Raw genomic sequence first — 19,345 nt, 5'->3', positions numbered from 1 at the left:
GGACCATGGTCTAGAGCATCCGCAGGTCTCACTAGGCTTGAACCGTGGCTGACATCGTGATTCCCGCTGACATCAAGCCCGCCGACGGCCGCTTCGGCTGCGGGCCCTCGAAGGTACGCCCCGAGCAGCTGGCCGCTCTCGCCGACGCCGGGGCGAAGGTGATGGGCACCTCCCACCGGCAGAAGCCGGTGAAGAACCTCGTCGCCCGCGTCCGCGCCGGGCTCACCGACCTGTTCTCCCTCCCGGAGGGGTACGAGGTCGTGCTGGGCAACGGCGGCACCACGGCGTTCTGGGACATCGCGTCCTTCGGGCTGATCCGGGAGAAGTCGCAGCACCTGCACTTCGGGGAGTTCTCCTCCAAGTTCGCGACGGTCGCGAAGAAGGCTCCCTGGCTCGCCGACCCTTCGGTGATCAAGTCGGAGCCGGGCAGCCACCCGCTGCCGGTCGCCGAGGAGGGCGTGGACGTCTACGCGCTCACCCACAACGAGACCTCCACCGGCGTCGCCATGCCGATCAAGCGGCCGACCGGCGCGGACGACGAGTCGCTGGTCCTCGTGGACGCCACCAGCGGCGCCGGCGGCCTGCCGGTCTCCGCGGAGGAGTTCGACGTCTACTACTTCGCCCCGCAGAAGAGCTTCGCCTCCGACGGCGGCCTGTGGATCGCGCTGTTCTCGCCCAAGGCGCTGGCCCGGGTGACGGAGATCGCCGATAGCGGCCGGTTCGTCCCCGAGTTCTTCAGCCTGCCGACCGCGATCGACAACTCGGTCAAGGACCAGACGTACAACACCCCGGCGGTCGCCACGCTGTTCCTGCTGGCCGACCAGATCGACTGGATGAACGCCCAGGGCGGCCTCGGCTGGACCACCGCCCGGTCGGCCGACTCCGCCTCGCGGCTGTACACCTGGGCCGACAAGACGTCGTACACCACGCCGTTCGTGGCCGACCCGGCGCAGCGCTCCAACGTCGTCGGGACCATCGACTTCGACGACGCCGTCGACGCCGCGGCGGTCGCGAAGGTGCTGCGGGCCAACGGCATCGTGGACACCGAGCCCTACCGCAAGCTCGGCCGCAACCAGCTGCGGATCGCGATGTTCCCGGCGATCGACCCCGCCGACGTCGAGGCGCTGACCACCTGCGTCGACTACGTGGTCGAGCGTCTCTAGCGGTTCTCACGGCGGCCGCCGCTCCGGCCGACGGTCCACGGACCGTCGGCCTTCTCGCGTTAGCGGGTCAGGCCGCTCTGCGGCGGCGTAGCAGCCAGGCGGCGATCACGCCGCCGATGAGGCCGAACAGGTGGCCCTGCCAGGAGACGCCCGGCTGGGTGGGCAGGGCCCCCCACAGGATCGAGTAGTAGAGCACCGCGACCACGACGCCGAGCACGATGTCGAGGGTCCGGCGGTCGAACAATCCCCGGGCCACCACATAACCGAAATATCCGAAGACGAGGCCGCTCGCGCCGATCGTCAGTGTGTCCGGCGGGCTGGTGAACCACACGCCCAGCCCGCTGACCAGGATGACGACCAGGCTCGCCGCGAGAAACCTGCCGATCCCCCTGATGGCGGCCACGAACCCCAGGATCAGCAGCGGCACCGAGTTCGCCATCAGATGGCCGAACCCGGCGTGCAGGAACGGCGCGAACAGGATCCCGGGCAGGCCGTCCGGCTCGTGGGCGATGATGCCGTACCTGTCGAGCCGCCCGTTCTCCACGTAGTCGACGATCTCGATCGCCCACATCACCGCGACGAGCACGATCATCAGGATCGCGCTGCCGAGGGCACCGGTGAGCAGCGCGGTCGTCCGCTCCCGCATCGACCGGCCCGGCCGGGGAAGCCCGGGCCCGGAATCACTCATGGTTTCACCGTACGCAGTCCCGCTCACAAACGAGCGGACTGCCCCGATCCACCGGGATCATGCCGCCGGGTTGCGAGGAGAGACCAGACGGCGGTATTAATAAATGAACAGTCATTTATCAATGGGAGGGACCGGTGGCGGGACGACCCCGCGGAGTGGACGATTCGGTGATCCTGCGTGCGGTGGCCGAGGTGATCGGCAAGGTGGGTCCCGCCGGGCTGACCCTCGCCGCCGTCGCCGACGAGGTGGGGCTCGTGCCCGGCACCCTCGTGCAGCGCTTCGGGTCCAAGCGGGGGCTGCTGGTGGCGCTCGCGAGGCAGTCCGCACACGAGGCGGAGGCTCACCACGAGCGGCTGCGGCGGAGGCGTCCTTCGTCTCTGGATGCGCTGACGGCGCTGGCCGAGGAGTCGATGGCCCTCATGGACACCCCGGAGCGCTTCGCCAACCACCTGGCGTTCTTGTGCATGGACCTCACCGATCAGGAGCTGCACGAGTACGCCCTGGCCGTCCACGAGGCGCAGCGAAGGGCGATCCTGGCCCTGCTCGACGAGGCGGTGGCCGAAGGAGAGCTGCGGACCGGGACCGACACCGCCGCGCTGGCCGAGTCCGTCCAGGCGCTGATCGCCGGCACCGGCCTGACCTGGGCTCTCGACCGGCAGGGCACGCTGCAGGAGCGGCTCCGGCGGGCGGTCACCGCGCTCCTGTCGCCCTATACCCGTTCGAAGGAGACGTCGTGAACGACAGACAGCCGCTCGCCGGGAAGGTCGCCCTGGTGGCCGGAGGCACGCGGGGCGGCGGACGCGGAATCGCCGTCGAGCTCGGGGCCGCGGGCGCCACGGTCTACGTCACCGGCCGCAGCAGCACGGCCGGCCGCTCCGACCTGGACCGCCCGGAGACCGTCGAGGAGACCGCGGCACGGGTCACCGCCGCCGGCGGCACCGGCATCGCCGTGCGCACCGACCACAGCGACCCCGGGGAGGTGCGCGCCCTGGTCGACCGCATCGCCGCCGAGCAGGACGGGCGGCTCGACGTCCTGGTCAACTCGGTGTGGGGCGGCGACGCGCTGACCGACTGGGAGCATCCCCTGTGGGAGCAGGACCTCGACACCGGCCTGCGGTTGCTGCGCCGGGCGGTGGACACGCACATCGTCACGAGCAGGTTCGCGCTTCCGTTGATGGTCGCCCGCCGGAGCGGCCTGGTCGTGGAGGTCACCGACGGCAACACCGCCCGCTATCGCGGCTCGTTCTTCTACGACATCGCCAAGTCCACCGTGATCCGCCTCGCCGTCGCTCAGGCCGCCGAGCTGAAGCCGTACGGCGTGGCGGCCGTGGCCGTGACGCCGGGCTTCCTGCGTTCGGAGGCGATGCTCGACCACTTCGGCGTGACCGAGGCCGCCTGGCGGGACGCGGTCGCGCAGGATCCGCACTTCGCCCACTCCGAGACCCCCGCCTACCTGGGACGGGCCGTCGCCGCCCTGGCCGCCGACCCCGGCGTCATGACCAAGACCGGACGCGCCCTGGCCACCTGGGGTCTGTACAAGGAGTACGGATTCACCGACGCGGACGGCGCCCAGCCAGACTGGGCCGCCCACTGGGCCGACGTCCTGGAAGAGGAGCACGGTCCCCTCGGCGACCCGCTCTGACCCGGCTCGTACTGGCTGGCTCACGCTGACCCGGTTTCGCGCTGTCGCGGTTTCGCGCTGACCCGCCGCCCCCGGAGATGGCTCGGGGCGCCCCTGGCCGGAGCGCCCCGAACGGTCCTGCGAGGGGTGTGGTCACTCGCCCTTCCAGACGGGAGCGCGCTTCTCGGCGAAGGCCGCCGCGCCCTCCATCGCGTCCTTCGAGCCGAAGACGGGCGCCATGATCTCGCCCTGCCTGCGGAACATCTCCTCGCGCGACCAGTCGGCCGACTCGACGATGATCCGCTTGGTCGCGGCGAGCGCCAGCGGCGCGTTCGCGGCGATCGTGCGGGCCAGTTCGAGCGCGCCGTTGAGCGCCTCGCCCGGGTACGTGATCCGGTTGACCAGGCCCAGCTCGTACAGCCGGGCGGCCGGGTAGTGGTCGCCGGTGAGGGCGATCTCCATGGCGACGTGATACGGGATCCGGCGCGGCAGCCGCATGATCCCGCCCGCGCCGGCGACCAGGCCGCGCTTGGGCTCCGGCAGGCCGAACTTGGCCTCCTCGGACGCCACGACGATGTCGCACGACAGCGCCAGCTCGAAGCCCCCGGCCAGCGCGTACCCCTCGACCGCGGCGAGGATCGGCTTCTTCGGCGGCGCCTCGGTGATGCCGCCGAAGCCCCGGCCCTCGACCACCGGCATGTCACCGGTGAGGAAACCCTTCAGGTCCATGCCTGCGGAGAACGTGCCGCCGGCCCCGGTGAGGACGATCGCGGACACGTCGGGACTTTCGTCCAGCTCGTCCAGGGCGGCCGCGATCCCGCGCGCCACCGCGCCGTTCACGGCGTTCCTGGCCCTGGGCCGGTTGATGGTGACGACGGCCACGCCGCCGTCGACGATCTCTACGAGTACCTCGTCCGGCTCGGCGGCCGGCCCGGAGTTGACCTCGGACACCTGACCTCACTCGGCTTACTTGGGCTGGAAGCGGATGCCGCCGTCGAAGCGGATGACCTCGCCGTTCATGTAGTCGTTCTCGATCAGCGCGCGCACCAGGTGGCCGAACTCGGAGGCCTTGCCGAGCCGCTTGGGGAACGCCACCGGCCCGATGAGCTTGGCCTTGAACTCCTCGGCGTTCTTGTCGCCGATCTTCCCGTAGATCGGGGTGTCGATGATGCCCGGGGCGATGGTCAGCACGCGGACGCCGATGGCCGCGAGGTCGCGGGCCGCGGGGAGGGTCATGCCGATGATGCCGCCCTTGGACGCGGAGTACGCCACCTGGCCCGTCTGACCTTCGATGCCCGCCACCGACGCGGTGTTGATGACGACGCCGCGGGCGCCGTCCTCGTCCACCGGCTCGGTCGCGGCCATGGCCGCCGCGCCGATGCGCATGAGGTTGAAGGTGCCGATCAGGTTGACGTCGATCACCCTGCGGTAGGACGCCAGGTCGTGGGGGGAGCCGTCCCGTCCGACGGTGCGCTGCGCCCAGCCGATGCCGGCGCTGCTGATCACGGCGCGCAACGGCTTGCCGGTGGCGACCGCCGTCTCCACCGCGGCCTGCACCGACGCCTCGTCGGACACGTCGGTGTGGGCGAACACGCCGCCGATCTCGTCGGCCAGCGCCTTGCCGCGCTCCGCGTTCAGGTCGGCCACGACCACGGTCGCGCCCACGCGGGCCAGCTCGCGGGCCGTGGCCTCGCCGAGGCCGCTGGCACCGCCCGAGATGATTGCTGCTGCTCCGTTCAGATCCATAGCCGGACCTTAACGCGCGAACCGAATGAAGTTCTACTCGGGGTGCTGCAAAATCGCGGTATCGACGTCGGGGTAGACCTTGATGCGCCGGTCCAGGCCGGTCGTGCGCAGGATGCGGGCCACCGGAGGCTGCGGTGAGGCGAGGCACACCCCGCCGCCCTCGCTCGTGGCGAGCCGCCAGGCCTCGATGAGCACGCTCAGCCCACTCGAGTCCATGAACGACAGCTCGCCGAGGTCCAGCACGAGCGTCGGGCCGTCGTCGCGTATGGCGTCCCGTATCTCGTCACGCAGGAACGGCGCCGTGAACAGGTCGAGCTCCCCCTCCACCGCCACCACCACGACGGCGTTGGAAAGCGATTGGCGCGCGAGCCGCAGCTTCATCGTCGGGACCTCCTCAGCTCCGGCCCACTTTACTTATCCATCACCCCGGCTGAGCAGGGACGGCGAAGCCGTAGGGAAGTTCGAGCCGGTGCGCGGCCAGCAACCGCTCGTCGGCGAGCAGCGCACGCGTCGGTCCGTCGGCCGCGATCACCCCCTCGGACATGACGAGCGAACGCTCACACAGCTCCAGCGCGTACGGCAGGTCGTGGGTGACCATCAGCACGGTCACGTCCAGGCTCTTGAGGATCTCGGCCAGCTCGCGGCGGGACGCCGGGTCGAGATTCGACGACGGCTCGTCGAGGACGAGAATCTCCGGCTCCATCGCCAGCACCGTGGCCACCGCCACCCGCCGGCGCTGGCCGAAGGACAGGTGGTGCGGCGGCCGGTCGATCGCGTCCAGCATGCCGACCCGCTCCAGCGCGTCGCGCACGCGGCGGTCGAGTTCCGCGCCGCGCAGCCCGAGGTTGGCCGGGCCGAACGCGACGTCCTCCCGCACGGTCGGCATGAAGAGCTGGTCGTCCGGATCCTGGAACACCAGCCCGACCCGGCGGCGGATCTCCCGCAGGGTGTCCGCGCGTACGGGGAGCCCGGCCACCTCGACCGTCCCGTGGCCGGCTGTGAGGATGCCGTTGAGGTGCATGACGAGGGTGGTCTTGCCCGCGCCGTTCGGGCCGAGCAGGGCGACCCGCTCCCCCCGCTCGATCGTCAGGTCCACGCCGTACAACGCCTGCGTCCCGTCGGGGTAGGCGTACGCGAGCCTGCTCACCGTGAGCGAGGGGCTGCCGGAGGTCATGTCGTGCTCCACGCCAGTAGGGCCGTCACCGCGGCGAGGCAAGGCAGCATGCCCGCCATCGCCCAGTCTCGCCCAGTTGCCGATATATCCCTAATCGTTGGCATCTCACCCGTGTAGCCGCGGCTCAGCATGGCGAGGTGGACCCGCTCCCCCCGCTCATACGAGCGAATGAACAGGGCGCCCGCCGACTTCGCCAGCACGGGAGCCTGCCTGAGGTCCCTGGCGACGAATCCCCGCGACTCCCTGGCGACCCGCATGCGCCGCATCTGGTCGAGGATCACGTCCAGGTAGCGCAGCATGAACGTCGCGATCTGCACGAGCAGCCGGGGCAGCCGCAGCCGCTCGGCGCCGAGCAGCATCATGCGGGGTTCGGTCGTGGCCGCCAGCAGAATCGAGGCGACCACCCCCAAGGTGGCCTTGGCCAGGATGTTCCAGGCCGCCCACAGGCCGGGGGCGCTCAACGACAGGCCGAGCACCTGGACCCGCTCGCCCGTGCCGATCAGCGGAATCGCCAGCGCGAACAGCACGAACGGCACCTCGACCGCCATGCGCCGCACGATCGCACCCGCCGGCACCCGGGCGGCGGCCGCGACGGCGGCCAGCAGCAGCGCGTCGACGGCGAACGCCCAGAAGCGCTCGCGCGGCGTGGCGACCACGAACACCGCGAACGCGACGACCGCCGCCAGCTTGCACTGGGGCGGCAGCCGGTGGACGGGCGTGTCGGCGGGCCGGTAGATCGGGTGATGGTGACCGGCGCTCACTTCGCACTCACCGTGTCATCATCGCCGACCCGCCCTGCCCGGCATGCGGGCAGGGCGCTCACGGCCTCGCCGTCGCCGTGCTCGGCAAGTCCGCCCGGCTCACCGAGCTCATCGGGGTCACAGGGTTCACCGGGCGCTCGCGGGCGTCATCGCGTCGGCTCCCCGCCGACGGCGGCGGATGACGTAGAACACGCCGCCTCCGGCCACGACCGTCAGCGCGACCCCCGCCACCCCGGCCAGGCCGCCGGACAGCCGCTGGTTCTCCACGCCCTTGATGCTGTATCCGGCCAGCGGGCCGTTCTCCGCCGTGTGCGGCTTCTCCTGCGCGCTCAGGCCCTTGTCGGCCGCCACCTTCTCCAGCCCGTCGGGGGCGCTGGAGGCGTAGAACGAGACGACGCCGGCCAGCAGCACGGCCACGAGCGCGCCGCCCACCAGGACCGGGCGCAGGCCCATCCCGGCCGAGGGAGCCTCCGGAGCCGCCGGCCCGACCTGGACATCCCCCTCGGCGGTGCGCAGCGTCAGCGCCCTGGTCATCCCGCGCGCGCCGTACACGAGGTCGGGACGCACGGCCAGCACGCTGCTCACGGTGAGCGCGGTGATGAAACCCTCGCCGAGCCCGATGAGCAGGTGCACGCCGCCCATCGCGGCCGCGACCGAGCCCAGCTCGATCGGCGCGGTGCCGCCGAGCCAGAACAGAGCCGTGAACACGAGTGCCGCCGCGGGGACGGAGACCAGCGCCGCCACGAACGACCCGGCCACCAGAGTCGCACGCCCGCGCGGCGCACCCCTGGTGATCAAACGGAAGACCGCCCAGCCGACGACCGCGGTCACGATCGCCATCAGCGTGATGTTGACGCCCAGCGCGGTCAGGCCGCCGTCGGCGAAGAAGAATCCCTGGACGAGCAGCACGACCGCGACGCATAACACGGCGGTGTAGGGCCCGACGAGTATCGCCGCCAGGGCCCCGCCGAGCAGGTGACCGCTGGTGCCGGCCGCCACGGGGAAGTTGAGCATCTGCGCCGCGAAGATGAACGCGGCCACCAGACCCGCCATGGGGGCGGTCCTGTCGTCGAGCTCCCGTTTGGCGCCCCGAAGGCATACGGCCACCCCTGCGGCCGCGAAGACCCCGGCACCGACGGACACGGGGACGTCAAAGAACCCATCGGGCACGTGCACGGCTATAACCCCTTCGAAACGGGCGAATCTCCTCACACTTTAGAGCACCGGGTTGTAGTTGCAAATGATTCGCAATTAGCGCTGCCGCAGGGTCCTGGCCATCCGCCTGACCACGGTCAGCGGGGTCGCCACGCGCACCGACACGCTGAGCCGCCGGTTGACCGCCGTGGCGTACGGCCGGACGGTCCACTGCGCCACTCCCCCTCGCAGCGCGCCGCGCCACCACCGCAGGGGCCGGTCCAGCGTGTCGGCCTCGGCGACCTTGACCGGGAAGCGCACCGGAGGACCGCCGAGGCCGAGTTCGAGGTAGGCGTCCCAGATGCCGGGCCGCAGACGTGCCGTCTCGGCCGCGAACTCCCGTGGCCCGACCGCCATCGCCTGCTCACGGTGTTCGCGTCCCGACGCCCGCTCGCGCCAGATCAGGTGCCGTACGGCCGCGGCGGCGGCCTCCTCGCCCACCAGCGCCCTGCCCTCCACCCGCAGCCGCCTGCCCCGCCACCACGTCCGCGTCAGCCGTACGACGGCGGGGACCCGGACGACGTGCCCTCCGAGGTCGAGGCCGAGGTGGCCGTGGGACCGGGTGAGGAAGGGCACCGCGACTACCCCGCCCACCAGGTGGGCGGCCGGAACGCCCGCTCCGGGTTCGCGGCGGGAGCCGAGCCGGGCGAGCCTGCGCGCCCCCTCGCACTCCACGGCCACGTGGACGTCCCACACTCCGGGCGGCAGCGCCGCCACGTCGAGCACGGCGGTGAAGGATCCCGAGGCGGCGGTCCCGCCGCGGGTCACGAAAGGAACGCGCTCCTGGCGCGACATGCGCTCGCGCAACACCAGGCTCACGGTGCCGGTCAGCACAGCGCCCTTGAGCGAAGTGCCGTCCAGCGCGGCGCCTTCATGCGCGGCGCCGTCCGGCCCCGCGCCGGCCGATGCGCCGTCCGCGTCGCCGAGGGCGGCCCACCCCTCGATCACCAGGCGGTCGCCCCGCCACTCGACGCCGGTCAGCCGATGCCGCAGCGGCGCCGCCTCGACGAGCGCGAGCCGTACGAGCCGGTCGGGGTCGTCGAGCGCGGCGACGCGGGCGGCGTCGACGCCGTCGAGACCGGCGCGCACGCCCGGCGTCAGCCACTGGCCGCAGATGTCGGCCACCTCGACGGCGATCTTCTCGCGCTCGGCCTCGCACGCCGCCAGGAACGGCACCCCGAGCTGGGCCAGCACGTCACGGCGCAGGTGCCGCAGGAGCAGGCGGTCGCGCAGCGCGCCGGGCGGCACGTGCCGCACCATGACCTCGATGGGTGTGCGGACCACGCGCAGCCAGCCGAGCGGATCCCGCGCGGACGCCTCGCCCCCGCCCTCCGCGTGGTAGCAGTCCCCGTCCGCGACCACCGAGATCACCCGCGCGTGGCAGTACGCGTGGACGGCGAAGGTCATGTCCTCGCCACGCCGCTGCGTCTCGTCGAACCGGATGGCGTGCCGTTCCAGGAAGTCCCGGCGGAAGAGCTTGAAGCAGGACAGATCGTCGTAGACGGCGGTTAAGGAGGCCCTGTCGGCGCTCTCCCGCAGTCCCTGGCGGGCGCCGGCGACTCTTCCCACGACGACGTCGGCGCCGTTCCGGTCGGCCGCGGCCACCAGGCGGGCCAGCGCGTCGGGGGCGAGGTGGTCCCCCGCGTCGCAGAAGAAGACGAATCTGCCGGCCGCTCGCTCGAGTCCACGGTTGCGGGCGCCGCCGGGCGTGCCGGGCTGGGCGTCCTGGATCACGGTGATCAGTCGCGGGTGGTGTGCGGCGTAGAGGCCGAGCAGCGCGCGGGTTCCGTCCCGGGAGCCGCCGTCGACCACCACGATCTCCTTGGCGACCCGCTGCACGAGCAGCGAGGTGAGGCAACGGTCGAGCGACGCCCGGCGGTTGTACGCCGGGACGACGACGCTGACGTCGATCCCCCGATCGGCGTCCTGGTCACTCCCCGTATCCATTGCCTTTCATTATGTGCCGACGACCCGCCCCACCCCCGTCTGCGCCGCGCCGGGCGCGCTAATCAGGTTCGCAGGTACGGAGTAGCGGGTCCGGCGCGCGAGGCGGCAAACTGAGCGCTCACCGAGTCACCGGGGGTTTCGCGTCGATGCGTACCGCGTTGTTCCCAGAGGGTTTCGTCTGGGGAGTGTCCACGTCCGCGTTCCAGATCGAGGGCGCCACCGACCGCGACGGCCGGGGCCCCTCGATCTGGGACGCCTTCGCGGGCGGGGGGTACGGCGACCCGGCCTGCGACCACTACGGGCGCCATCCGGAGGACGTCCGGCTGATGCAGGACCTGGGCCTCGCCGCCTACCGGTTCTCGGTCAGCTGGCCGCGTGTGCTGCCCGGGGGGCACGGTCACGTCAACGGGCCGGGGCTCGACTTCTACGACAGGCTCGTGGACGAGTTGCTGCAGGCGGGCATCGCGCCGTACGCGACGCTGTACCACTGGGATCTGCCGCAGGCGCTGCAGGACGCCGGGGGATGGGCCGCACGCGACACCGCCCACCGCTTCGCCGACTACGCCCAGGTCGTGTACGACAGACTCGGCGACCGCGTGGACACCTGGTTCACGTTCAACGAGCCGTGGGTCGCCGCCTTCCTCGGCCACGCCTCGGGGGTGCACGCCCCGGGGCTGCGGTCGGCGGCCGACGCCTTCGTCAGCGCCCACCACATGCTGCTCGCGCACGGGCTGAGCCTGGAGGCGCTGCGCGCGCGGGGCGCCGCGAAGGCCGGCGTCGTGCTGAACCTCTCCCCCGTCCTCACCCCCGCGCAACTCGGGGACATGTCCACCGGCATCCCCGAAGAGGACGCCGAGGCGGTGGCGCGGATCGACGCCCTGCACAACCGCCAGTTCCTGGAGCCGGTGCTGCGCGGCCGCTACCCCGCCGAGCTGCTGCCGCTGATCGAGAAGGCCGCCGGGCTCGGCCACATCCACGACGGAGACCTCGACCTCATCGGCCGGCCCATCGACCTGCTGGGCGTCAACTACTACACGCCCATCGCGGTGCAGGCCCAGCCCAGCGCCCCGGCCGACCCGGCCTTCCCGGGCAGCGAGGGCGTCCTGTTCTGCAGCGTGCCCACGGCCGTCACCGCGATGGGCTGGCCCATCATGCCGAGCGGCCTGTCCCTGCTCCTTCGGCGCCTGTCGGAGGAGTATCCCGAGACCGAGCTGATGATCACGGAGAACGGCGCCGACTTCGAGGACGTCGTCACCGCCGACGGCATCCACGACGTCGACCGGATCAGCTTCGTCGAGGAACACCTGCGCGCCCTGCGGACCTCGATCGACGAAGGCGCGCGGGTCCGCGGCTACCTGCTGTGGTCGCTGCTCGACTGCGTCGAATGGGCGGACGGCTATCGGCGCAAGTTCGGCATCGTCCACGTCGACTTCACCACGCAGCGGCGGCTGCTCAAGGACAGCGCGCTGTGGTATCGCGACGTCATCGCGCGCAACGGGCTCGGGGCCGAGCGGCCGAAGCGGCCCACGCTCGAGACCGTCGCCGCCCGTGCGGGCGTCTCCCGGGCCACGGTCTCGCGGGTCGTGAACGGGGAGGCGCGGGTCAGCCCCGACGTGCGCGCCGCGGTGCTGCGCGCCGTGCAGGAGCTGGGCTACGTGCCCAACGCCGCTGCCAGGAGCCTCGTCACCCGGCGGACCGACTCGGTCGCGCTCGTCCTGTCGGTCCCCCGGCACGGCGGCGAGGCGCTGACCTCCGCCGTCGTTCAGTACGTCACCAGCGTCCTGGAAGGAGCCGGCAAGCAGATCACCCTCATGCTCGCCGACACGGCCGAGAGCCATCGGCGCATCATCCGGCACGTGGAGGCGCGGCAGGTCGACGGGGTCGTGCTCGTCCCCCCGGACGGCCCGGACACGCTCACCGAGCGGCTCGCCCGCACCGGGGTGCCGGTCGTGCTGCTCGGCAAGCCCGCGATCGCGTCCCTCGTGCCGCACGTGGACGTGGACAACGCGGGCGGCGCGAGGGCGGCCACCCGGCACCTTCTCGACCGGGGCCGCCGCCGCATCGGGGTGATCTGCGGCCCCATGGACCTCGTCGCCGTACAGGACCGCCTCGCCGGGCACCTGGCCACGCTCCACGAGGACGGACTGCGGCCGGTGATCGCGCTCGCCGGCCTGGACAGCGGGTCGGGCGCCGCCGCGGCCCGCGAGCTGCTGTCCGGCGACCAGACGCGGCCCCTCGTGGACGCCGTGTTCGCCACCTCCGACGAGCTGGCGATCGGCGTGATGGAGGCGGCGCGTGAGAAGGGGCTGCGGGTGCCGGAAGACCTGGCGGTCGTCGGCTTCGGCGACATCCACGCCGCCTCCTGCACGACCCCGGCGCTCACCACCGTCCGGGTGCCCGCCGCGGACCAGGCCCTGGCCCTGGCGCGACTGCTCCTGTCCCGCCTCGACGGCCGCCACACCAGCTCCGTCGTCCTCCCCACACGCCTGGTGGTCCGCGCCACGGCCTGACCCTCGCGGGCGGTACTGCTGCCAGGGAACGCAGGATGCCCGGCCGGCTCCGTCCCGTGTCAGGGTTGGGTGTCGAGCCACTCCTGGAAGGTGGGGCCGGCGAGCTTGGCGTGAGGGCTGGGCAGGAGGCCCCCGCCGGCGGCGTACTCGGCATCGGGCAGGCCGGGGTTGTCGACGCCGACGACCTTGATGCCCCGGCGGGCGCCGAGGAGTCCGGCCGCCTCGGACACGATCTCCTTGCGCGGCCCGGCGATCTCGGGGATGGGCGTTCCGGGAGCGGGCTGGGCGGGCGCGTCCGGGTCAATGGCCAAGTCGACCAACTCCTCGGCCACGGTGCGGCAGGCCACGAGCCGGCTGGGCCAGTTGGGAATGTAGGCGACCTCGCCCTGCTGCCAGTCCAGGAGCTGACCGACGAATTCGTGGAACTGCGCGGCCCGCAGAATGCGAGCGGGCAGCGGGCCGGACAGGTTGAGCTCCTCGTGCACCTGCTTGGCGACGCCGAAACCGGCGGTGGCCTTGTCTATGCCGATGATGGATGCGATGACGATCCGGCGGGCTCCCGCCTTCCGGCCGGTCTCGTGCAGGTTGCGGGCAGACGTGCGGAAGAACTCCGTCGCCGCCTCCTGTTCTGAGGCGTGCCACGACGCGACGTCGATGATGACATCGACCCCCGTGAGCGCCTCGGCGAGGCCTTCACCGGTGATGACGTCCACGCCGGTGGCTCGGGACATCGGAACGACCTGGTAGCCCCGTTCAGTGAGGACGTCGACGACGTGGCGCCCCAGCCGCCCGGTCGCTCCTGCCACCGCGAACTTGTCGATGCTCACGTTCCATGCCTTTCTTGAGAACTGAATGGTTCGGCTGAGAGTTACTCGCTGTAGTTCCGGCCTGGAGGCATACCGGGGATCGGCTTGGCGATGAGCGCGGCGGGGGTGAAGAAGCCGATGTGGGCGATCGCCATGATGAGCGTCCAGAGCGCCTTGTCGTCGTAGTGGGCGGACACCTTGGCGTACAGCTCGTCGGGGACGCGCTCCCTGGACGGGTTCGGGGTGAGGACCGCCTCCACGAGCTCCAGCGCGACCCGTTCGGCGTCGGTGAAGTAGGTGGCGTCGCGCCAGGTGGCCACGGCGGTGATGCGCTCCTCCGACTCCCCGGCCTTGCGGAGGTTGCCGGCCTCCCGGATGGTGAAGTACGTGCTGCCGAGCAGCTGCCCGGCGCGCAGCTGCAGCAGGTGGATGGTGACCTGCGGAATCGAGCCGTTCTTGATGACCTTGTGCAGACCTTCGCCGACCACCGCCATCTCGGGAACGAAGGGGAAGGGGATTGGGCATACGCGACCGGAGATCCTGCTGTTCGGTCGTCGTACCGGTTGTCGGGGGTGTGGGCATGGCGATGCCTTCCCTTCTCTCGATCACAATTCGTGGTGTCGCGTGCCGCCCGGATCGTTCGCACGGCGTCCTGACGAACACGAGACGCCGGTGCCCCGACCCCTGTGACAACGCGGTCATGTGACGTGAGCCACCGATCACGGGTGTCACAGAACGGCGGGGACCGGCGTCTCGTGCGTGTGGCAGGGCTGGAAGCGAACAGGAGGAGCCAGGCATGAGCGAGCGCAGCGGACGAACCACGGACACAGCCGCGCCACTCGATCGCGCCGCCGCTGTGGACGCCGTGGACGCCGTGGATTCCGCCACCGAGGCGTTCGTCGCCCACCGCAACCTGCTGTTCACCGTCGCCTACGAGATGCTCGGCTCGGCCGCCGACGCCGAGGACGTCCTGCAGGAGACCTGGCTGCGATGGGCGGGCGTCGATCTGGACACCGTGCGGGAGGAGCGCGCCTTTCTGGTGCGGATCGTCACTCGGCAGGCGCTGGACCGGCTGCGTACGCTCAGCCGCCGCAGGGAGTCCTACGTCGGGCCGTGGTTGCCCGAGCCGCTGCTCACCACGCCCGACGTGGCCGAGGACGTCGAGCTGGCCGACAGCGTCTCGATGGCGATGCTGCTGGTGCTGGAGACCCTCGCACCGACCGAGCGGGCGGTGTTCGTGCTGCGCGAGGTGTTCGACCTGGACTACGACGAGATCGCCGAAGCCGTCGGCAAGAGCCAGGCCGCCGTCCGCCAGATCGCCCACCGGGCACGGGCGCACGTCGCCGCGCGCCGGCCACGCGGCATGGCCTCCCCGGCCGAGACCCGGGCCGCACTCCAGGCCTTCCAGCGAGCGGTCGAAACCGGCGACCTGCAGAGCCTGCTCGACATCCTCGCGCCGGACGTCGTCGCCCTGAGCGACGGCGGCGGAATCAAACATGCCCTGCTTCGGCCCATCGTTGGGGTCGGCCAGGTGGCTCGCTTGCTGGCCGTCGGCTGGTGGCGGCGCGACGCCGACAGGTCGGCCGAGCCGGTGCAGATCAACGGCGGCCCGGGGCTGCTCGTCCGGATCGACGGGGAGATCGACGGCGTCCTGGCGATGCGGCTCGAGAACGGCTACGTCACCGGCGTCTACCACGTGCGCAATCCCGAGAAGCTGTCGCATGTGGAGCGGGAGACCGCCGTGAGCCGCTGAGGCCGCGGTTCGCAAAGCTCGGCCTGCCATCGATCTTTCGCGCCGTACGGCATAGGTTGTCTGGTGTCGTCCCCCGGTGCGAAGGCAGGTCCTTGTGACTCAAGATCTCAGCCACGAGCGGTTCGAGACCCTCAAGCGCGAATTCGAGGCGATCGACGGCGACGGTGACGGCTTCATCACCGAGGCGGAGCTGCGGTCGTACTTTCCCGACCTGCCGCCGGAGGCCCTCGGCGCGCTCGACCGCGTCGCCGACGTGGACGCCGACGGCCGGTTCTCCCTGGAGGAGTTCATCCGCCTGACCGGAGCGCGCGACTGACACGCTCGTCGGTCAAAAAGTGCGCCTCCCGCAAAAATACGTCTCACGCATCTTTGCGTCACACGCAAATAGTTGTATGGTGATGGCGTGAGCAGGGAAGGCGAGCGCCCGGGGCTGCGCGAGCGCAAGAAGCAGGAAACGCGCATCGCGTTGAGCTGGGCGGCGATCCGGCTCGCCGTGGAGCGCGGGCTGGAGAACGTACGCGTGGAGGACATCGCCGCGGAGGCGCGCGTGGCTCCGCGGACCTTCAACAACTACTTCTCCAGCAAGGGCGAGGCGATCGCCGCCAGGCACCTCGACCGCGCCCGCCTGATCGCACAGGAGCTGCGCCGCCGCCCGGCGTCGGAGCCTCTGTGGGAGGCCATCAAGATCGCCGTGATCACCCAGCTCGCGATGGGCGCGAGCTACGACACCAGACAGCCGGACCAGCAGTGGCAGACGGGAATCCGGCTCATGGTCAGCGAGCCCTCGTTGCAGGGCGAGATGCTCAAGGCCAACGCGATCGCCGAGGACGAGCTGGCCGCAGCGATCGCCGAACGGACCGGCACCGACGTCGCCCGCGACCTCTACCCGCGCCTGGTGGCGGGCGCGGCCGGGGCCGCGATCAGAGTGGCGATGGACCAGTGGTTGCGGGCCGATCCCCCGGTGCCCGTCAAACCCCTTATCGAGGACGCGCTCGACCGGCTCTCCGCCGGGCTGCCCGAGCCCGGAGCAGAAGCCCGGCCCTGACAGAAGAACCACCCTCGGGCCCGAACCCGCGATGTGACGTGCCGCTCCGGCACGCCGCCCGGCCTTTCACGCCCTGACGCGGGCGCCGTAAGCACGCGGCGCCGTCCCGTCACCCGCCATGCGGCGACACCGCCATGCCCCGAGTTCGCCATGCCTGGAAAGCGCCATGCCAGGCAAGCGCCACGCCTTTCATTCGCCATTCATTCGCCATGCCCGCCGAATCCCAGGGAGGGACCACCATGACCGCCGACGTCGTGATCGCCGGAGCCGGACCGAACGGGCTGATGCTCGCCTGCGAGCTGAGCCTTGCCGGAGTGCGGCCGATCGTGCTGGAACGCCTGAACGGGCAGACCAAGGAGAACCGGGCCAACGGACTCGTCGGCCAGGTCGTACGCGCCCTCGACCGCCGTGGGCTCCACGAACGCCTGAGCGGCAGCGCGGAGCCGCCCCGGCCGAGCCCGGCCTTCGTGTTCGGCGCGATGCCCCTCGACCTGGGCAGGCTAGACGACAATCCCATGTACGGCTTGGCGGTGCCGCAGCGCCGGATCGAGCAGGTGCTGGAGGAGCGCGCCCTCGAACTCGGGGTGGAGATCCGCCGGGGACACGAGCTGACCGGGCTCTCCCAGGACGAGGACGGCGTCACCGCGGAGATCGCCGGCCCCGAGGGGCCCTATCGGCTGCGAACCCGCTACCTCGTCGGCGCGGACGGCGGGCGCAGCGTCACCCGCAAGCTGTGCGGCATCGGCTTCCCCGGAGTGACCAGGGACGACTCGGTCTCCCGCAGCGCGCACATCACCGTGCCCGCCGAGCTGATCGACCCCGCCACCGGCGGGCTGAACGTGCCGGGCTACGGGCCGATCCCCCCGTTCATGCACCACCGCACCGATCACGGCATGCTCGCGTTCGCGCCGTTCCCCACCGGGACGCTCATCAGCACGACGGAGTGGAGCAGGAACGACGGCGACGACGGACCGCTGACCCTGGACGAGCTGCGGGAGAGCATCCGCCGGGTGCTCGGCGTCGACCTGCCGTTCGGCCCGCCCGAGGGCCCTGGCCCGCACCAGTTGCGCCGCCTGAGCGGCGGCAACACCCGCCTCGCCGAGCGCTTCAGGGACGGCCGGGTGCTGCTGCTTGGCGACGCCGCGCACGTCCACAGCGCGATCGGCGGTCCGGGCCTCAACCTGGGCCTCCAGGACGCGGTCAACCTGGGCTGGAAGCTGGCCGCCGAGATCCACGGCTGGGCCTCGCCCGGCCTGCTCGACACGTACGAGACCGAGCGGCGCCCGGCGGCCGAACGCGTGGTCATGCACACACAGGCGCAGTCGGCGCTCATCGCCCCCGGGCCTGAGGTCACGGCGCTGCGCGTGCTGTTCACCGAGTTGCTGCGCGACGAGCGGACCACCAAGCACATCGCGGACCTGATGTCCGGCGCGGACATCAGGTATGACCTCGAGGGAACCCACCCCCTCACCGGGCGCCCGGCCCCCGACCTGGTGCTGGAGACGGAGACCGGCTCCGTACGGCTGGCCGAGCTGACCAGGACCGCCCGGCCGCTGCTCATCGACCTGACACCGGACGCCGCGCTCGCCGGGGCCCTCGACGGGTGGCGCGACCGGGTGGACCTCGTCACCGCGAAGGGCCAGGAAGGCCTCCCCACGGCGCTGTTGCTGCGCCCGGACTGCTACGTGGCCTGGGCGTCGGACTCCCTCAATCCGGACGCGAAGGAGCGCGACACCCTGCGTACGGCCCTGGCCTCCGCCTTCGGCCCGGCCCGGCCCGCTGAGTCTTTCGGCGCTCCGCGCTGAGTCTTTCGGCGCGCTCCGCGCTGGGCGGATCAGGCGAAGGCGGCGAGGATCGACTCGGTCGTGTCGATCTGCGCGATCCTCGGCAGGATCACCCCGAGAGCGTTCTCGTGGGCCGAGACGACCAGGTCGGTGACCGCGTCGGAGGCCACCGCGATCTCGTAGCCCCGCTCCCGGGCGCCGCGCGCGGTGGACTCCACGCCGATGCTGGTGGAGATTCCCGCCAGCACGATCCCCGTGATCTTCCGGCGGCGCAGTTGCAGGTCGAGCTCGGTGCCGTGGAAGGCGTCCCAGCCGCGCTTGGTGATCGGGATGTCGGTCGGCCCGTCGGGTACGCGCTCGTCATAGTCGGCGAAGTCGGGAGCGGGCGCGATCGCGGGCCCGGGCGCGTCAGTCCGGGCCCGCAGCACGTCACCGCCGTCGGGGGAGAACGCCACCCGCACCCGCACGACCGGAAGGCCGCGCTCGCGCGCGGCCCCCGCGAGCCGGGCGGCGTTGGCGACGACCTCGGCCGCCGGATGCACGGTGGGCAGGGCGGTGATCCCCTTCTGCAGGTCGATCAGGACGACGGCAGTACGGTCGTCGAGCAGTGTGACGGGCATGTGAGCTCCTCCAAATATAGACAGCCGAACTGTACAGCCGTGCTGTATAGATTGCCAGCAATGCTGTCTATCTCGGCTACGCTGAGCCCATGAGGGACGCGTCCGAGGTCGCCGCCGAGCTGCGGCTCGTGGTCGGGCAACTGGTCAGGCGGGTGCGCGAGGACGACCCGATGCCTCCGGGGGTCATCGCGGTGATCGGCCTGCTCGGCCGGCAGGGCCCGATGACCACCAGCGAACTGGCCGCCGCCCGGCGGGTGCGGCCGCAGTCGATGGCCCGCACCGTCGGCCATCTGATCGACCAGGGGCTCGCCGAGCGCGGCACCCATCCCGTCGACGGCCGCAAGGCCCCCGTCTCGCTGACCGCCGCCGGGCTCGACGCCCTGGAACAGGTGCGCGCCCGGCGGGCCGACTGGCTCGCCGAGGCGATCGAGGACACGCTGTCCCCCGCCGAGCGGGAGACGCTGGCGGGCGCGGTGGACCTGGTTCGCCGCCTGGTCGACTGGGAGCCGTCCGGGCCGGGAAACCGCACGTGA

Annotated in this window: 20 protein-coding genes; 9 read left to right on the top strand and 11 right to left on the bottom strand. The window is 71.6% G+C overall.

Annotated features, from left to right (window positions below; all coding sequences use genetic code 11):
- Window positions 1-44 precede the first annotated feature (44 nt).
- Window positions 45-1,163 carry a phosphoserine transaminase gene (gene serC, locus BXA11_RS25345; RefSeq protein ID WP_076438478.1) on the top strand — a complete coding sequence of 373 codons (1,119 nt, stop codon included), beginning with the start codon at window positions 45-47 and terminating at the stop codon, window positions 1,161-1,163.
- 67 nt (window positions 1,164-1,230) lie between these two features.
- Here serC and BXA11_RS25340 read toward each other — a convergent pair whose 3' ends face one another.
- On the bottom strand, window positions 1,231-1,851 hold the full coding sequence (locus BXA11_RS25340) for a rhomboid family intramembrane serine protease (protein WP_083744569.1): 621 nt from the start codon (window positions 1,849-1,851) through the stop codon (window positions 1,231-1,233).
- Window positions 1,852-1,985: 134 nt separating this feature from the next.
- Here BXA11_RS25340 and BXA11_RS25335 point away from each other — a divergent pair, with 134 nt between their 5' ends.
- Complete coding sequence (locus tag BXA11_RS25335) at window positions 1,986-2,588, top strand: TetR/AcrR family transcriptional regulator (protein WP_076438474.1); 603 nt, start codon at window positions 1,986-1,988, stop codon at window positions 2,586-2,588.
- Window positions 2,585-3,493 carry an SDR family oxidoreductase gene (locus BXA11_RS25330; protein ID WP_076438472.1) on the top strand — a complete coding sequence of 303 codons (909 nt, stop codon included), beginning with the start codon at window positions 2,585-2,587 and terminating at the stop codon, window positions 3,491-3,493. The genes BXA11_RS25335 and BXA11_RS25330 overlap by 4 nt, the downstream gene beginning before the upstream one ends.
- Before the next feature lie 132 nt (window positions 3,494-3,625).
- On the opposite strand, the gene BXA11_RS25325 is transcribed toward BXA11_RS25330, so the two are convergent.
- From BXA11_RS25325 to BXA11_RS25295, 7 genes are all read right to left on the bottom strand, one after another.
- Complete coding sequence (locus BXA11_RS25325; protein ID WP_051762170.1) at window positions 3,626-4,423, bottom strand: crotonase/enoyl-CoA hydratase family protein; 798 nt, start codon at window positions 4,421-4,423, stop codon at window positions 3,626-3,628.
- 15 nt (window positions 4,424-4,438) lie between these two features.
- Window positions 4,439-5,218 carry an SDR family NAD(P)-dependent oxidoreductase gene (locus BXA11_RS25320; protein WP_076438470.1) on the bottom strand — a complete coding sequence of 260 codons (780 nt, stop codon included), beginning with the start codon at window positions 5,216-5,218 and terminating at the stop codon, window positions 4,439-4,441.
- Window positions 5,219-5,251: 33 nt separating this feature from the next.
- Window positions 5,252-5,599 carry an STAS domain-containing protein gene (locus BXA11_RS25315; protein ID WP_030510322.1) on the bottom strand — a complete coding sequence of 116 codons (348 nt, stop codon included), beginning with the start codon at window positions 5,597-5,599 and terminating at the stop codon, window positions 5,252-5,254.
- 40 nt (window positions 5,600-5,639) lie between these two features.
- Window positions 5,640-6,392 carry an energy-coupling factor ABC transporter ATP-binding protein gene (locus BXA11_RS25310; protein WP_076438468.1) on the bottom strand — a complete coding sequence of 251 codons (753 nt, stop codon included), beginning with the start codon at window positions 6,390-6,392 and terminating at the stop codon, window positions 5,640-5,642.
- Window positions 6,389-7,153: a cobalt ECF transporter T component CbiQ gene (gene cbiQ, locus BXA11_RS25305; RefSeq protein WP_030510325.1), complete on the bottom strand. Its 765-nt coding sequence runs from the start codon at window positions 7,151-7,153 to the stop codon at window positions 6,389-6,391. The genes BXA11_RS25310 and cbiQ overlap by 4 nt, the downstream gene beginning before the upstream one ends.
- 126 nt (window positions 7,154-7,279) lie before the next feature.
- Window positions 7,280-8,329 carry an energy-coupling factor ABC transporter permease gene (locus BXA11_RS25300; RefSeq protein ID WP_030510326.1) on the bottom strand — a complete coding sequence of 350 codons (1,050 nt, stop codon included), beginning with the start codon at window positions 8,327-8,329 and terminating at the stop codon, window positions 7,280-7,282.
- A gap of 75 nt (window positions 8,330-8,404) precedes the next feature.
- Window positions 8,405-10,294 carry a glycosyltransferase family 2 protein gene (locus tag BXA11_RS25295; RefSeq protein ID WP_076438465.1) on the bottom strand — a complete coding sequence of 630 codons (1,890 nt, stop codon included), beginning with the start codon at window positions 10,292-10,294 and terminating at the stop codon, window positions 8,405-8,407.
- A 146-nt stretch (window positions 10,295-10,440) separates the two neighbouring features.
- Here BXA11_RS25295 and BXA11_RS45660 point away from each other — a divergent pair, with 146 nt between their 5' ends.
- Entirely contained in the window at window positions 10,441-12,804 is a 2,364-nt protein-coding gene (locus BXA11_RS45660; RefSeq protein ID WP_076438463.1) for a GH1 family beta-glucosidase, read from the top strand.
- Between the two features lie 59 nt (window positions 12,805-12,863).
- On the opposite strand, the gene BXA11_RS25285 is transcribed toward BXA11_RS45660, so the two are convergent.
- Both BXA11_RS25285 and BXA11_RS25280 read right to left on the bottom strand, forming a co-directional pair.
- On the bottom strand, window positions 12,864-13,631 hold the full coding sequence (locus BXA11_RS25285; RefSeq protein ID WP_076438461.1) for an SDR family oxidoreductase: 768 nt from the start codon (window positions 13,629-13,631) through the stop codon (window positions 12,864-12,866).
- Window positions 13,632-13,672: 41 nt separating this feature from the next.
- Window positions 13,673-14,104 (bottom strand): carboxymuconolactone decarboxylase family protein, encoded by a 432-nt coding sequence (locus BXA11_RS25280; protein WP_143734507.1) that lies wholly within the window; start codon window positions 14,102-14,104, stop codon window positions 13,673-13,675.
- A gap of 443 nt (window positions 14,105-14,547) precedes the next feature.
- Here BXA11_RS25280 and BXA11_RS25275 point away from each other — a divergent pair, with 443 nt between their 5' ends.
- From BXA11_RS25275 to BXA11_RS25260, 4 genes are all read left to right on the top strand, one after another.
- Window positions 14,548-15,363 (top strand): RNA polymerase sigma-70 factor, encoded by an 816-nt coding sequence (locus BXA11_RS25275; RefSeq protein WP_244303593.1) that lies wholly within the window; start codon window positions 14,548-14,550, stop codon window positions 15,361-15,363.
- Window positions 15,364-15,457: 94 nt separating this feature from the next.
- Window positions 15,458-15,679 carry an EF-hand domain-containing protein gene (locus BXA11_RS25270; RefSeq protein ID WP_076438458.1) on the top strand — a complete coding sequence of 74 codons (222 nt, stop codon included), beginning with the start codon at window positions 15,458-15,460 and terminating at the stop codon, window positions 15,677-15,679.
- Window positions 15,680-15,766: 87 nt separating this feature from the next.
- Complete coding sequence (locus BXA11_RS25265) at window positions 15,767-16,408, top strand: acyl-CoA-like ligand-binding transcription factor (protein WP_076438456.1); 642 nt, start codon at window positions 15,767-15,769, stop codon at window positions 16,406-16,408.
- Window positions 16,409-16,647: 239 nt separating this feature from the next.
- A complete protein-coding gene (locus BXA11_RS25260) occupies window positions 16,648-18,213 on the top strand; it encodes an FAD-dependent monooxygenase (protein ID WP_076438454.1) in 1,566 nt (521 codons plus the stop codon).
- Window positions 18,214-18,242: 29 nt separating this feature from the next.
- Here the strand turns inward: BXA11_RS25260 and BXA11_RS25255 are convergent, their stop codons facing one another.
- Window positions 18,243-18,812, bottom strand: coding sequence for an isochorismatase family protein (locus BXA11_RS25255; RefSeq protein ID WP_076438452.1), 570 nt, complete (start codon window positions 18,810-18,812; stop codon window positions 18,243-18,245).
- 89 nt (window positions 18,813-18,901) lie between these two features.
- On the opposite strand from BXA11_RS25255, the gene BXA11_RS25250 reads away from it, so the two are divergent.
- Window positions 18,902-19,345 carry a MarR family winged helix-turn-helix transcriptional regulator gene (locus BXA11_RS25250; RefSeq protein WP_076438450.1) on the top strand — a complete coding sequence of 148 codons (444 nt, stop codon included), beginning with the start codon at window positions 18,902-18,904 and terminating at the stop codon, window positions 19,343-19,345.

Source organism: Microbispora rosea, from assembly GCF_900156315.1.
GTDB classification, from domain to species: domain Bacteria; phylum Actinomycetota; class Actinomycetes; order Streptosporangiales; family Streptosporangiaceae; genus Microbispora; species Microbispora rosea.
Note: the sequence above shows the minus strand (reverse complement) of the source record. Positions and strands in the feature narration are given on the sequence as shown.

Bases quoted from the DNA above. Each gene is read 5' to 3' on its own strand.
- BXA11_RS25295 (WP_076438465.1), bottom strand. From the start codon at position 10,294: ATGGATACGGGGAGTGACCAGGACGCCGATCGGGGGATCGACGTCAGC.
- BXA11_RS25255 (WP_076438452.1), bottom strand. From the start codon at position 18,812: ATGCCCGTCACACTGCTCGACGACCGTACTGCCGTCGTCCTGATCGAC.
- BXA11_RS25280 (WP_143734507.1), bottom strand. From the start codon at position 14,104: ATGGCGGTGGTCGGCGAAGGTCTGCACAAGGTCATCAAGAACGGCTCG.
- BXA11_RS25315 (WP_030510322.1), bottom strand. From the start codon at position 5,599: ATGAAGCTGCGGCTCGCGCGCCAATCGCTTTCCAACGCCGTCGTGGTG.
- BXA11_RS25320 (WP_076438470.1), bottom strand. From the start codon at position 5,218: ATGGATCTGAACGGAGCAGCAGCAATCATCTCGGGCGGTGCCAGCGGC.
- BXA11_RS25340 (WP_083744569.1), bottom strand. From the start codon at position 1,851: ATGAGTGATTCCGGGCCCGGGCTTCCCCGGCCGGGCCGGTCGATGCGG.
- BXA11_RS25275 (WP_244303593.1), top strand. From the start codon at position 14,548: ATGCTCGGCTCGGCCGCCGACGCCGAGGACGTCCTGCAGGAGACCTGG.
- BXA11_RS25310 (WP_076438468.1), bottom strand. From the start codon at position 6,392: ATGACCTCCGGCAGCCCCTCGCTCACGGTGAGCAGGCTCGCGTACGCC.
- BXA11_RS25250 (WP_076438450.1), top strand. From the start codon at position 18,902: ATGAGGGACGCGTCCGAGGTCGCCGCCGAGCTGCGGCTCGTGGTCGGG.
- BXA11_RS25260 (WP_076438454.1), top strand. From the start codon at position 16,648: ATGACCGCCGACGTCGTGATCGCCGGAGCCGGACCGAACGGGCTGATG.
- BXA11_RS45660 (WP_076438463.1), top strand. From the start codon at position 10,441: ATGCGTACCGCGTTGTTCCCAGAGGGTTTCGTCTGGGGAGTGTCCACG.